Source organism: Pseudomonas fulva NBRC 16637 = DSM 17717, from assembly GCF_000730565.1.
Classification (GTDB): domain Bacteria; phylum Pseudomonadota; class Gammaproteobacteria; order Pseudomonadales; family Pseudomonadaceae; genus Aquipseudomonas; species Aquipseudomonas fulva.
Window position 1 is genome coordinate 1 of record NZ_BBIQ01000010.1, and the last position, 13266, is coordinate 13266.

Sequence of the window (13266 nt, forward strand, 5' to 3'; positions counted from 1 at the left end):
CCCACACCGGGATACGTTGGGCTGGAGTTTTGTGTTTGATTGATGGTACGGGATGAGTGGTTTGTAGTCTGAGGGCCTTGGTTTTGTAGGAAATGTCTGGACTCTTCTGCTGGAGGCTTCTGCAAATTTACGTATCGGACGTATCCTACGCGCTCTGCCGAAGTATCGCCGTTGTCTGGGAAATACCTCACGGATACCTTTGCCCCGTCGCTCTGGCGACCGGGTGTGAGAACCCGACTTCGAATAAGCGCTACCTGCAATGGTGGCCGTGCGCGGGCAGGCTTTGGTCTGGCCGGGGTTCCTTATTCACTCGGTTTCTCACCCTGCGTACGGCTGCCACCCTATCCGTGAGAAGGTCTGCGTGGCGGCTCCTGTTTTCGAATAAGGAACCAAGTCATGGATACGAGCAATTCGGACCCTATCACCACCGCAGGCGTAGAAACCTTCCTCCAAGCCGGCACCCCACCCGTAAACCTCCTTCGCGTACAGCCCGGCATCCCGGTGGATGCTGCGTACGAGCACGTCTCCATCCTGATGGGTTACATCAAGCACCTGGTGCGTGAGGGGGACATGGAGGATGACCACAAGCTGCTCGGTGCGGCGGATTACCTCTGTGACATGGCCAACGCCTTGCTGAATGACATCGAAATCGCCAAAGGCAAACGCCCCTAGCCAACCAGAACCTCGGCGGCATGGATGACAATGGGCCAGGGTGCCAAGCGGATAGACAAACCGTTCTCAGGCACCCGTCCAATGCTTTCATCACTGCTCAAGGAAAACAGACTTCGGAATTTCAAAGCCACACGCGAGTACTGAAGCATTCACAGTTCCGGCATGGCAGCTCGATCCCCTACGCACCAAACGTCTCTGAAATCAACAAAAAATCGCCCCTGAAAAATTGCTTATGCACAAGCGGCATCGAATGTTTGTGCCAATGGCATAACCCCGCCCGCAATAAACCAAATTTGCGCAAATGCCTGTTTTTGCTGGTCTTGAACGTCATTTTGGAATAAGCCAATCCGTCCGAATGGCCCCGTACACCAACAGGTAACCCCAAGCTTGTTCACAGACTTATCCACAGGCTTTTCTGCGGCTATCTGTCGCGCTCGGCGAGGATCATCAGGTTGCGTGGGGTGAGGGCATAGTCGCAAAACACGCCCAAACGTACGTCATAGCCCTGTTCGGTCAGAAAAAGGGCACGGTCCAGTGCCAGCCAGAGTTCGAGTGGGCGGCGGAAGAGGTTGCGCAGGCGTTCGAGGTTGCGTACCTGCGCCAGGCGATTCCATCCTGCCGATTCCAACGCCGCCCAATCGATATCCCCATCCAGGTCCAGTTGCTTGAGCGCAGCCAGGTCACGGCAATACCGCTCGAAGGGCTTGGCCAACCAGGCCACCGGCAGCGATGGCGTGGGCAGGTACTGGTCGGTCTGGCGCTGTTGGCGTTGCAGCAGGTCGAAGCCCAGGCGGCGGGCCATGGACGTGTCGCGCTGGCGGCGTACGCGGGCGCCGGCGGTGACGGTTTCGCTCAGGGGCAGGCCAAGGTCATCCAGCGACAGGTGCAAGGCCGAGGCGCGAGCAGCTGTGGATAACGCCTGGTACTGGGCGGTGGCAATGCGGTTGTAGCAGCACGGGGCCACGGCCAGTTGTGGGCAATGTTGCTGGCTGGCCAGGCGCAGCAGCCGGACATGCAGGTCGCCGCAGGCGTGCAGGGCGACCACGCTGGTGTCTGCATCCAGATGCTCGACGCTGCCAGGGGCCATCACGTCCTGATGGATGTGTTGCACGGGCAAATGGTGATGGGCACTGAGCGCCTGCCCGGCAGCCACCAGCGCGGTGTCGTACTCCAGGCAGGTCAGGCGCTGGCCGGGGTGCAGCAAACGCCGGCCCAGGTGGCCTTTGCCCGAGCACCAGTCCAGCCAGTGGCGCGAGGGCGCGCGGAAGGCGAGGTGACGGGCGAAGGCTTCGATCTGGTGCCATTTGCGGCCGGGTACATTGACGTCAAGCCGGTGGGCGGCGGCGGGGAGCGCACAGGTGGGCAGGGCACCCAGCGCGCTGAGCGCCTGGGCGGCATCAGCCAACTGTGGATAAGGTGCGGGCAGTGCGTGTGGGTCGACGTCACCTTCGGCCTCGGCCAAGGTGCTTTGGCGCAGATGCCGCGCAAGTTCCGGGTAGGTGCTTTCCCAATCCAGGTGCAGATGGGTGAACGGCCTGGGTTTCCACAGCGCCTGATGCTCGGTCAAAAACCGGTCAAGCGCCTGAAAGCGTTCGAGCAAAAGGTGGCTGTGGAGGGAGGTAGGCATTGGGAGCGCTGTCGATAAAGGGTGGTCAGGCCTTGCTGCCGGCTGAACCCGCTTTCACCCAGCCGGGTAAAACGGGCCAACCGGCTGCAGCCGGTAACGGATCAGCGCCCTTGGCAGGCGTCCACGCGCAACCAGCGCTCCAGCAGCTTGAAGCCCTGCACCAGCATGAACGAGATCAGCAAGTAGAACAGGCCAGCGGCAAAGAAGATCTCCACCGGCAAGTACGTGCGGGCAATGATGGTTCGCGCCATGCCGGTCAGTTCCAGCAGGGTGACCGTACTGGCCAGCGCGCTAGCCTTGAGCATCAGGATCACTTCGTTGCTGTAGGCCGGCAGGCCGATGCGGGCAGCCCGGGGCAGCATGATGTAGACCAGCGTCTTGGCCCGGGACATGCCCAGTGCCCGCGCAGCCTCGATCTCGCCCTTGGGAATGGACTGCAAGGCGCCGCGCAGGATTTCGGCGATGTAGGCGGCGGTGTGCAGGGTCATGGTCAGCACGGTGCACCAGAACGGGTCGCGCAGGTACGGCCATAGCGCGCTGGCGCGCACGGCGTCGAACTGGGCCAGGCCGTAGTACACCAGAAACAGCTGCACCAACAGCGGGGTGCCGCGGAAGAAGAAGATGTAACTGAACGGCACGGCGCGCACGTACCAGTGCCGCGAAGAGCGGGCGATACCCAGCGGGATGGCCAGGATCAAGCCGGCCACCACCGCGATGGCCACCAGCTCCAGGGTCAGGGTGGCGCCCTGGGCCAGGCGCGGCAGCCACTTGATGATCACTTCCCAGTTCATTGTTCGGCCCTCGCGAAGCCGCGAGCGGCGCGTTGTTCCAGGAAATGCATGCCGGTCATGGCAATGACGGTCAGGCTGAGGTAGATGCAGGCCGCCACCATGTAGAAGGTGAACGGCTCCTTGGTCACGGTCACGCCAATCTGGGCATGGCGCATGATTTCTTCAAGGCCGATCACCGACACCAGCGCGGTGTCCTTCATCAGGATCATGAACAGGTTGCCCAGGCCGGGCAGGGCGATGCGCCACATCTGCGGCAGGATGATCCGCGACAGGATGCGGCCCTTGGACATGCCCAGCGCCAGCCCGGCTTCGCGGTGGCCTTTGGGGATGGCCAGGATAGCGCCCCGGAACACCTCGGTGGCGTAGGCGCCAAAACACAGGCCCAGGGCAATGACGCCTGCGGCAAAGGCGCTGAGCTCAAGGCCTGGCATGTGCAGGGCTTCGCCCAGGGCGTTCATCAGGCCCACGGTGCCAAAGTAGATCAGCAGCACCCACAGCAGTTCGGGAATACCCCGTACCAGGGTCGAGTAGAAACCGCCAAGCCACTGCAAGGGCTTGAGCGGGGAAGTCTTGGCCAGGGCGCCGAGCAGGCCCAGCACCAGCCCTAACAGCAAGGCGCACAGCGCCAGTTTTACGGTCATCAGGGTGCCGGCCATCATGGCCGGACCGAATCCGTGCAAGTCGATATTCATGGGCAGGTCATTCTAGGGAGAGGCGCGCCACCGGGGCGCGCCAATCGGGGCGGATCATTCGATGCTGAACGGGAAGTACTTGTCGTTGATCTTCTTGTACGTACCGTCGGCCTTGATTTCGGCCAGGGCCTTGTTCAGGTCGTCGCGCAGCTTGGTGTCACCCTTGCGCACGGCGATACCGATCTTGTCGCTGTCCATCACTGGCTCGCCCTTGAACTCGTAGTTCATGCCGTCCTTGCTCTTGAGCCACTCGTACTGCACGTACTTGTCGGCCAGGATGCCGTCGATACGGCCGGAAACCAGGTCCAGGTAGGCGTTTTCCTGGGTGTCGTACAGCTTGATGTCCACACCGCTGTAGTTGTCTTCCAGGTAGGTGCCAGCCAGGGTGGCGCGCTGGGTGCCGATGACCTTGCCCTTGAGCGAGTCCTTGTCAGTCTTGAAGTCGACGTTCTTCGGTGCGATGAACTGCAGCTTGTTGGAGTAGTACGGGTCGGTGAAGTCCACCGCCTGCTTGCGCTCGTCGGTGATCGACAGCGACGAGACCAGGAAGTCGAACTTCTTGGCGTTCAGGGCCGGAATGATGCCGTCCCAGTCGGAGGTGACGACCGAGCACTCGACCTTCATCTTGGCGCACAAGGCATCACCGATGTCCTTGTCGAAACCGACGACATTACCGCTGGCGTCCTTGTTGTTGAACGGTGGGTAGGCGGCTTCGATACCCATGCGCAGTTTTTCCGCGGCCATGGCATTGGCCGACATGACCAGGGTGGCAGCGGCTGCCAGGAGAAACTTCTTGTAGGTGTGCATGTATTGCTCCGTTAGCGGTGGCTGGACATGAATTGCTTGCAACGCGCCGAGGTCGGGTTCTCGAAGACCTGCTGCGGCGATCCCTGCTCTTCGACCAGGCCCTGGTGCAGGAAGACCACTTCACTGGACACCTGGCGGGCAAAGTTCATCTCGTGCGTCACCAGCAGCATGGTACGGCCTTCTTCGGCCAATGCGCGGATAACGTTAAGCACTTCCTGGACCATTTCCGGATCGAGGGCCGAGGTGGGCTCGTCGAACAGGATGACCTTGGGCTTCATGGCCAGGGTACGGGCAATGGCGGCGCGCTGCTGCTGGCCACCGGACAGCTGGGCGGGGTAGCTGTGACGCTTGTCGCAGATCCCCACCTTGTTGAGCAGCGCTTCGGCTGCCTCGACGGCCTCGGCCTTGCTTTGGCCAAGTACGCGGCGTGGGGCCTCGATGATGTTGTCGAGGATCGACATGTGCGGCCACAGGTTGAAGTTCTGGAAGACGAAGCCGATTTCGCTGCGCAGTCGGTTGATCTGGCGGTTGTCGGCAGCCATCAGGTCGCCGTTCTTTGCGGCCTTGAGCTTGAGGGCTTCACCGGCCACGAGGATTTCGCCCTGGTGCGGGTTTTCCAGCAGGTTGATGCAGCGCAGCAGGGTGGACTTGCCGGAGCCGGACGACCCCAGAATGGAGATCACGTCACCGTCGCGTGCGGTCAGCGAAATGCCCTTGAGAATTTCCTGCTCGCCATAACGTTTGTGCAGGTTGCGGATTTCCAGCGCGGGCGTGGCCTGAGCCATGTGCGGTCCTCATGTGTTCGGGTGCGTTCCCAGCTGTTGGCGGCCTTCCTGGCGTGCGCCAAGCTAGCATAGCGGCATTATGACGGCCAACAGGGTCGCCGGGCACTCTGGGCATTGGTGGGGCAGTTTGTCGCATCGTTGCAGCGCAACGTCGCGCAGATGTCCACAAGGGAGGTTGCCCGGCACCAGAGCCATGATGAAAAAAGGCGCGATGGTGCCAGTTTTGACGGTCTCAGGGAAGCGCTTTCGGACCATGTGCCCGTCAAACCTGACTGTCCGGGCAGCCTGTCGAGGCGCCCCGGTGCAGCCTTTCTGAACCCCGCCGCGGTCCAGGGTTGTACCGAAGGGTTGCGCCCTGTTTGCCTTGTGATGGTGCGCAGGTGTTACCGAGGGGCACCTTTGGTGCATTTGTAAGTGAGTATTTCGGTAATGAGCGCTTTTGATGGCTAATCGGCCATTTAATGGCCCTTTTTGCCGTGGCCCCCGCCGTTATTGGCTTCCGGCGTGGTCGGGCCGAGTGCGCGTAGCACATGGCGCGGTTATTGCCAGTGTCCAATCAATGGTTGCCGCTGTGCATGCTCCAGACGCGAGCCGCGCTTGCGCAACCGATGTGATCTACTCCTTGCAAAGGTAGTTTTATGAGCGGCAACAATTCCAATGACCTCGCTCAGGGGCTTAAACAACGGCATGTGACCATGCTGTCCATTGCTGGCGTCATCGGCGCAGGCCTGTTCGTCGGTTCCGGACACGCCATTGCAGCGGCGGGCCCGGCGGTACTGCTGGCTTATGCCGCCGCCGGTACGCTGGTGGTGCTGGTCATGCGCATGCTCGGTGAAATGGCAGTGGCTTCGCCTGACACCGGTTCGTTCTCCACCTACGCCGACCGCGCCATCGGGCGCTGGGCCGGCTTCACCATCGGCTGGCTGTACTGGTGGTTCTGGGTGTTGGTGATTCCACTTGAGGCCAACGCCGCTGCAGCCATCCTGCATGCCTGGTTCCCAGCCGTGGACCTATGGGCGTTCTCCCTGCTGATCACCTTGGCACTGACCGTGACCAACCTGTTCAGCGTGAAGAACTATGGTGAGTTCGAGTTCTGGTTCGCCCTGCTCAAGGTGCTGGCCATCATCGCGTTCATCGTGGTCGGTTGTGTGGCCATGTTCGGCCTGGTACCCAACAGCCAGGTCAGCGGTGCCAGCCACCTGTTCGATACCCAAGGCTTCATGCCAAACGGCCTCGGCGCCGTGCTGGCTGCCATGCTGACGACCATGTTCTCGTTCATGGGCACCGAGATCGTCACCATCGCCGCTGCCGAGTCCAAGGACCCGGGCAAGCAGATCAGCCGTGCCACCAACTCGGTGATCTGGCGTATCTGCCTGTTCTACCTGGTGTCGATCTTCCTGGTCGTGGCGCTGGTGCCATGGAATGACCCGGCGTTGGCCGAAGTCGGTTCCTACCAGACCGTGCTCAGCCGCATCGGTGTACCCAACGCCAAGCTGATCGTCGATATCGTGGTACTGATCGCCGTGACCAGCTGCCTGAACTCGGCGCTGTACACGTCCTCGCGCATGCTGTTCTCGCTGAGCAAGCGTGGCGATGCCCCGGCCATGGCCCAACGCACCACCAAGGCGGCTACCCCTTACGTGGCGGTGCTGCTGTCCACTGCGGCGGCGTTCCTGTGCGTCTTCGCCAACTTCCTTGCGCCAGCCCAGGTCTTCGAGTTCCTGCTGGCAAGCTCCGGCGCCATCGCGTTGCTGGTGTACCTGGTGATTGCCGTTTCGCAACTGCGCATGCGTGCCAAGCGCGAGGCCAGTGGTGAGCAGATCGCGTTCAAGATGTGGCTGTTCCCAGGGCTGACCTGGGCGACCATCGCCTTCATTGTGGCGGTGCTGGGGGTAATGGCACTGCGTGAGGACCACCGCATCGAGATCATCGCGACGGCACTGCTGAGCATCGCCGTGGTGGCTGCGGGGCTGCTGGTGCACCGCAAGCGCGAAGCCGGTGGACGGGCAGCGGTGGCCAAGTAAGGCTGCCACTCCATTCGCCCGTGTGCAGGGCCGGCCATCGCGGCCGGTCCAGCGCCCCGGCAAGGCCGCTCACGCAGGTATTCGGTAGTCTTCAGGAGCGGGGCAGGTCGGCTGTTTCCAAACCGTCAGCCCAGCCACCCAATCAACCAAACTGCTTCTGCTGTTGCTGCTGCTTGGCCACCAGCTCGGACGCAGCCAGGTAAGCCTCCTGGAACTCATCGCTTTCCAGCCACGCCATGGTCGTGTCTTCGTCCGCGCCATCGAGCCATGCACGGTAGGCGTTGAATACCATCACGATATAGTCGGTCGCGTGTTCTTCCTTGTGGCCCTTGAGCACCAGAGCCAGCAGCGGATCAACCAGGAACACCGAGATCATCGGCACCAGGCCGCCTTCCTGGGCTTCCTTCATCTTCTTGAACAACGGGTCGTAACTGGCCGACGCCATGGCCTTGTCGAACACCTGCTCGACGCTGGCGCTATCGCCTGCGCTGGCCTTCACGGCCTGGCCGCTGCGCACCATGCGGTTCTGCTTGGCCTTGGTGGCGGCGCGCTTGGCGCGTTTTTGTTGCTTGCTGGAGGTGGCCATGGGCAATCCTTGGGTGGGGCTTGAAAGTGCGCGTATTGAAGCGCAGTTGCCCGCGAAACCCAAGTGCCATGCACGCAGCGCCGGCTGTCAGCTGGCGATCGCGTCGTCCTCCTCGAACCCGCGCGATGCCCGCCCGACCAGCAGTGGGTCCGGCGCGTAGGCCACGCTTAAGTCCTTGTCCGGGTAGTCCAGCGAATGCAGGAAGTGGCGGATGCAGTTGATGCGCGCACGCTTCTTGTCATCTGACTTGATCACCGTCCACGGCGCGTCGGCGGTGTCGGTGTGGAAGAACATGGCTTCCTTGGCGGCGGTGTAGTCGTCCCACTTGTCCAGAGACTTGATGTCGATGGGCGACAGTTTCCAGTGCTTGAGGGGGTCGTCCCGGCGCGAGATGAAGCGGCGCAGTTGTTCCTCGCGGTTCACCGAAAACCAGTACTTGAACAGCAGTATGCCGCTGTTGCACAGCATCCGCTCAAGGTCCGGTGCCTGGCGCATGAACTCCAGGTATTGAAGGGGCGAGCAGAAATCCATCACCTTCTCGACGCCCGCGCGGTTGTACCAGGAGCGGTCGAAGAACACCATTTCCCCCGCCGTGGGCAGGTGCTGCACATAGCGCTGGAAATACCACTGGCCTTTCTCTTGTTCCGACGGCTTTTCCAGCGCCACGATGCGAGCGCCCCGGGGGTTCAGGTGCTCCATGAACCGCTTGATGGTCCCACCCTTGCCTGCAGCGTCCCGCCCTTCGAACAGAATCACCACCCGCTGCCCGGTTTCTTTCACCCAGCTTTGCACCTTGAGCAACTCGATCTGCAGGGCGTGCTTGGCCCTTTCGTACTCCTGTCGACGCAGGCGCTGCGGGTAGGGGTAGCCGGATGGCAAGCGCGCCGATGTGCTGTCTTCGCTGCTGCCCTTGGGAGCGCTGGCCACTTCAAGTGCGGTCGGTGCCTGGCTGATCGCGGTGATGGCCGGTTCGGGTTTGCGCGGGCGGGGGCGGCGAGTGCGGGGCTTGGCCGTGGGGGTAGCCTTCTTGGGGGGTGGGGAAGTCTGGAGAGGGGCGTCGTCGCTCATGGAGGTCCTTGCAAGGTGGTTCGAATGTTCACCTTGAATGCTAAGGACCACAGGGCGCTGGCTCTTTGATGTTGATCAACCCGGCCGGGATGAGTGCTGCTGACCGAAGGCTACCCACGACGAAGGGCGACCCACCAGCACTTTTCGACAGGCAACAAAAAACCCGCACTGGGCGGGTTTCTTGTGTCGCTTCGGGTAACTTTGCAACCACCAGAAGCTGAAGGTGGTGCCCAGAGACGGAGTCGAACCGCCGACACGAGGATTTTCAATCCTCTGCTCTACCGACTGAGCTATCTGGGCGACGAGGTGAATTAAATAGACTTTCAGACCGCTCGTCAACGACTTTTTGAAAAAAATATTAAATTAATTCCGTCGCTTACGTGCCCCCGGGTCATTGCGAGGGCGGTACGTAGCCTTCTGCCTGAGCGTATTCTTCGCCAGCGAAAAACTTGTCCATCTCGGCCTGGAGGAATTTGCGGTCCTCGCCATTCATCATGTTCAGGCGCTTTTCGTTGATCAGCATGGTCTGGTGCTTCTGCCAATCGGCCCAGGCCTTCTGCGAGATGTGGTCGAAGATGTCCTGGCCCTTGGCCCCTGGATAGGGTGGGCGGTCCAGGCCGGGCAGTTCTTCGTTGTACTTGCGGCACATCACGGTGCGGGTCATCAGGCATCTCCTGCAATCAGTTCGTCGGCTGCGCGTTTGAGCAGCTTCTTCACCGGGGCGGCCAGGCCCAGGCGCGGTGGGGTGGCCAGGTTATACCAGAGCCAGTCGGCCTCGACCATGTGCTCGCCAACCGGGTCGACGTGCACCAGCCAAGGCTCGATGGCCAGCTGGAAGTGGCTGAAGGTGTGGGTCAGGTTGTCCAGGGCGCGGCTGCGGCCCAGGCGCAGGCCGTGCTGGTCGGCCAAGTCGTCAAGCTGGGCGATGTCGTCGAGCTCCGGCAAGCTCCACAGCCCGCCCCACAGGCCACTGGACGGGCGACGGTACAGCAGGATGGCGCCGTCGTCGTTGGCCAGCAGCGGCATCAGCGTGCGCCGCTGGGGTAGCGCCTTGCGCGGCTTGGGCTCGGGGTAGCGGGTTTCTTCGCCGTGCAGGTGCGCCTCGCAGCCGCGCCGGACCGGGCAGAGCAGGCAGGTGGGCTTGCTGCGGGTGCAGAGCGTCGCGCCCAGGTCCATCATCGCCTGGGTGTAGTGGTTGGCACGAACCATGGGCGTGAAACGCTCGGCAGTGGCCCACAGCTGGTTGGCTACCTTCGGCTCACCTGGGTAACCGGCCTGGGCGGTGAAGCGCGCCAGGACTCGTTTGACGTTACCGTCCAGGATCGGCGCACGGATGCCCATGCTGATGCTGGCGATGGCCCCGGCTGTGGAGCGGCCGATGCCGGGCAGCTCGGTGAGCTGCTCGACGCTGCGCGGAAACACCCCGCCATGCTGCTCGACCACGATGCGTGCAGCCTTCTGCAGGTTGCGGGCGCGGGTGTAGTAGCCCAGGCCCGTCCACAAGTGCAGCACCTCGTCCTCGGGCGCCTCGGCCAGCGCTTGCACGGTCGGCAGCGCATGCATGAAGCGGTCGAAATAGTTCAGCACGGTGCTGACCTGGGTCTGTTGCAGCATGATTTCAGACACCCACACCCGGTACGGGTTGATGCCCTGTTGCCAGGGCAGATCGTGCCGGCCGTGCGTGTCGTACCACTCCAGCACAGCGCTGGAAAACTGCTCGGGTGTCATCGCTTGAACAGCCCCTTGAGCGCGTCTTTGAGTTCCGGGCTCACTTTGTCTCCGAGTTTTTCATCGAGTTTTTCGTCGATCTTGTCTTTGAGGCGGTTGCCTGCGAGTTTGGCGGCGACCTTGCCCATGCCGTCCTTGTCCAGACGGCAGGCCTTGGCGCCCAGCTCCAGCGGGCCACGGCAGCGCAGCGGCACTTCCACGCCCACGTAGCGCTCGTTGACCTGGCAGGCCGGGTCGGGCATGGCCCGCTGATCGCCCTCGACGATAACACCCACGTTGTAGTCCATGCCCAGTACCCGCAGGTCCACGTCACCATGGCCGTTGACGGTCAGGCCTGGAATTCGCACCTTGAGGTCAGGGTTGCTGGCCACGCCATTGCGAATCACCACGCTGCCATGCAGCGCCTGGAACGGGGTGTCCTTGCCGCGCGGCTCGCCGCTGAGCGACTTGCGGTTGAGCGTGGCAATGGCCTGGCACAGCTGTTGTTCGAGGTTGGCGTTGACCAGCACACCGTCATTGATGGTGAAGTTGGCCGTGCCGTTGAGCGTGTCCACCAGCGCTTTCTGGCTGTTGCCGGTGGCGGTCAGGTCGCTGGACAGGGTCAGCAAACCCTTGACCGGCGGCGTCTTGTCCTTGTCGTCGGTCTTGATGAAATGCTCGACGGGTACTCGCTGGATGCGGGTGTTGACCCCCAGCTGTGGCACGGCGGGGCGCACGTCGACCGTACCCTTGGCCTCGAACGTGCCGTTGTACAGGTCACCGCGCAAGGTTTGCAGGGTCAGTAGCCCACCCTGGCCATTGGCCGTCAGGCGGGCGTTGCCGATGGGCAGCTTGTCCAGCGTCAGCGAACCGAAGCTCAGGTCTGCCTGCAGGTCGAGGGCGCGCAGACGGTCCACCGGCAGCAGTTTGTCAGTGCTCCAGGCGCCCTGGGTGGGGGCGTCGGGCAGGGGTGTGCTGCCTGCACCGGCCACGGCACTGGCTTCTTGCTGCTGTACCTGGGCCTTGCGCGCAGCAGTGGCGCCCTTGGCCTCTTCGCTCTTGGCCGGCAGGTACCGGTCTGCATCGAAGCTGTCGCCCTTCAGTTGCAGGCGCAGGGCTTGCTTGGCGAAATCTTCAACCGCCACGCGTCCGGTGAAGGTGCTGCTGTCCAGTTTCACCGACAGGTCTTCCAGGGCGATGCTGGCAGGCGTGCCTTGCAGGCGCGTGACCAGCTCGAGTTTGCCGAAGGCAGCCGGGTCCTGAGTGGTAGGCAGCGGGTGGCCGATACCGTCCAGGAAGGTACGCAAGTCGAACTGGGCAATGGACAGGCCGCCACTGAGCTGCGGCGTCTTGTCCAGCTCGCGCAGGTTGAGTTCGCCCAGGGCGCGCAGCTGGTTGGCCGACAGTTTCAGGCCGTTCCATGACGCCACGTTGGCGGCCTGGTCGAGCAGCAACTGGCCCTGGGCGGCGAAGGTTACGGTCTTGCCGCCAGTGGGCTCTCCAGAGGTTTCGCCCGACAGGCGCATGTCTTCGAAGCTGTAGCGCTTGAGCGCACGGTCCAGACGCAGCTCGCCGGCCACTTCGGTGCGCGCCTTGATATTGGGCTGGCTGGCGCTGATGAATGCGCTGGCCTTGAGTGGAATATTGGCGCCTTCGTGTACCGCGCCGGTGCTGAGTTGAATGCTTTCGGCGTTGTAGCTGACGCCGCTGCGTGCGTCGGTGTACTGCACGCGTGCGTTGTTCACGGTCAGGCTGTCGATATCGAGCTTGACCGGTCGGTCTGCGTTGGCAGTGCCGGAGCGCTGATCGGTGTTTTCGGGGCCTTGCGCATTGCCTGGTGCAGGGGTTTCGCCCTCGGCCGACGCAGGCAAAGGCTTGCCGATGTCCTCCCAGTTGCCATGCCCTTGTTCGTCACGGGTCAGGATCAGGTTCAGCCCTTCGACGCGCACATCACTCATCTGCACCTCGCGGCGCAGCAGCGGCAGCACCCGCACCGACAGGCCCAGCATCTGCAAGTCGGCAAACGGCGCCTTGGGCGCATTCAAGGTGGCGATGCTGGCGTCATGCAGCTCAAGCCCCAGCCATGGGAACAGGCTCCAGCCAATGTCGCCGTTGAGAGTCAGCTCCACGTGAGCCTTGTCGCGCGCCAGCTGGCGAATCTCGTCTTTGTAGTCGTTGGGATCGAACAGGTGGGTCAGGGCAAAGCCCAGCGCCACGATGATCAGCAACAACCCGAGAAGCCCTAGGCCCAGGATTTTGCCGAACGCTTTCATGGGCGAGTCCTTAACTATCGGAATGTGAATTCAAGCGCGAGAGTATAGCGCCGCAGCGGCCGTCCCTGCTGATTCGGCTGGATATACCGGCCATTTCCCACGTGCTCAGTAGATGCTACGGCTTTCGACAGCGGTGATCTTGGCAGTTCAGAAAGATCGGCTACAGCGCGTTACCGTTTCAGCCGAACTAAAATAGGCGATATCAGATTGCTTTCATGTGATCGGATACTGCTA

At 62.2% G+C, this 13266-nt stretch carries 12 protein-coding genes and 1 tRNA gene; 2 read left to right on the plus strand and 11 right to left on the minus strand.

The annotated features are described in order from the left end of the window. The first annotated feature begins 396 nt into the window (after positions 1-396). On the plus strand, positions 397-672 hold the full coding sequence (locus PFU01S_RS11610) for a DUF3077 domain-containing protein (RefSeq protein ID WP_028687285.1): 276 nt from the start codon (positions 397-399) through the stop codon (positions 670-672). Between the two features lie 421 nt (positions 673-1093). Here the strand turns inward: PFU01S_RS11610 and PFU01S_RS11615 are convergent, their stop codons facing one another. The 5 genes from PFU01S_RS11615 to PFU01S_RS11635 form a co-directional block, all read right to left on the minus strand. Further along, positions 1094-2299, minus strand: coding sequence for a methyltransferase (locus PFU01S_RS11615; RefSeq protein ID WP_028687284.1), 1206 nt, complete (start codon positions 2297-2299; stop codon positions 1094-1096). A 101-nt stretch (positions 2300-2400) separates the two neighbouring features. Beyond that, entirely contained in the window at positions 2401-3090 is a 690-nt protein-coding gene (locus PFU01S_RS11620; RefSeq protein WP_023535781.1) for an ABC transporter permease, read from the minus strand. Further along, positions 3087-3782 (minus strand): ABC transporter permease, encoded by a 696-nt coding sequence (locus PFU01S_RS11625; protein WP_023535794.1) that lies wholly within the window; start codon positions 3780-3782, stop codon positions 3087-3089. The genes PFU01S_RS11620 and PFU01S_RS11625 overlap by 4 nt, the downstream gene beginning before the upstream one ends. 54 nt (positions 3783-3836) lie before the next feature. Continuing rightward, positions 3837-4589, minus strand: coding sequence for an ABC transporter substrate-binding protein (locus tag PFU01S_RS11630; RefSeq protein ID WP_023535762.1), 753 nt, complete (start codon positions 4587-4589; stop codon positions 3837-3839). Between the two features lie 11 nt (positions 4590-4600). Continuing rightward, positions 4601-5374, minus strand: coding sequence for an ABC transporter ATP-binding protein (locus tag PFU01S_RS11635; RefSeq protein WP_028687283.1), 774 nt, complete (start codon positions 5372-5374; stop codon positions 4601-4603). 638 nt (positions 5375-6012) lie between these two features. Here PFU01S_RS11635 and gabP point away from each other — a divergent pair. Then, a complete protein-coding gene (gene gabP, locus PFU01S_RS11640) occupies positions 6013-7398 on the plus strand; it encodes a GABA permease (protein ID WP_023535725.1) in 1386 nt (461 codons plus the stop codon). 142 nt (positions 7399-7540) lie between these two features. Here the strand turns inward: gabP and PFU01S_RS11645 are convergent, their stop codons facing one another. The 6 genes from PFU01S_RS11645 to PFU01S_RS11670 all read right to left on the minus strand — a co-directional run bounded on the left by PFU01S_RS11645 (position 7541) and on the right by PFU01S_RS11670 (position 13032). Beyond that, positions 7541-7984 carry a hypothetical protein gene (locus PFU01S_RS11645; RefSeq protein WP_027914092.1) on the minus strand — a complete coding sequence of 148 codons (444 nt, stop codon included), beginning with the start codon at positions 7982-7984 and terminating at the stop codon, positions 7541-7543. Between the two features lie 87 nt (positions 7985-8071). Continuing rightward, a complete protein-coding gene (gene ppk2, locus PFU01S_RS11650) occupies positions 8072-9052 on the minus strand; it encodes a polyphosphate kinase 2 (RefSeq protein ID WP_028687282.1) in 981 nt (326 codons plus the stop codon). 224 nt (positions 9053-9276) lie between these two features. Then, positions 9277-9352, minus strand: a tRNA-Phe gene (locus PFU01S_RS11655). Between the two features lie 91 nt (positions 9353-9443). Beyond that, positions 9444-9716 carry an oxidative damage protection protein gene (locus PFU01S_RS11660; RefSeq protein ID WP_027914090.1) on the minus strand — a complete coding sequence of 91 codons (273 nt, stop codon included), beginning with the start codon at positions 9714-9716 and terminating at the stop codon, positions 9444-9446. Beyond that, entirely contained in the window at positions 9716-10780 is a 1065-nt protein-coding gene (gene mutY, locus PFU01S_RS11665; RefSeq protein ID WP_027914089.1) for an A/G-specific adenine glycosylase, read from the minus strand. Before mutY ends, PFU01S_RS11660 begins: the two co-directional genes overlap by 1 nt. Then, positions 10777-13032: an AsmA family protein gene (locus PFU01S_RS11670; RefSeq protein WP_028687281.1), complete on the minus strand. Its 2256-nt coding sequence runs from the start codon at positions 13030-13032 to the stop codon at positions 10777-10779. Before PFU01S_RS11670 ends, mutY begins: the two co-directional genes overlap by 4 nt. Between the last annotated feature and the right edge of the window lie 234 nt (positions 13033-13266).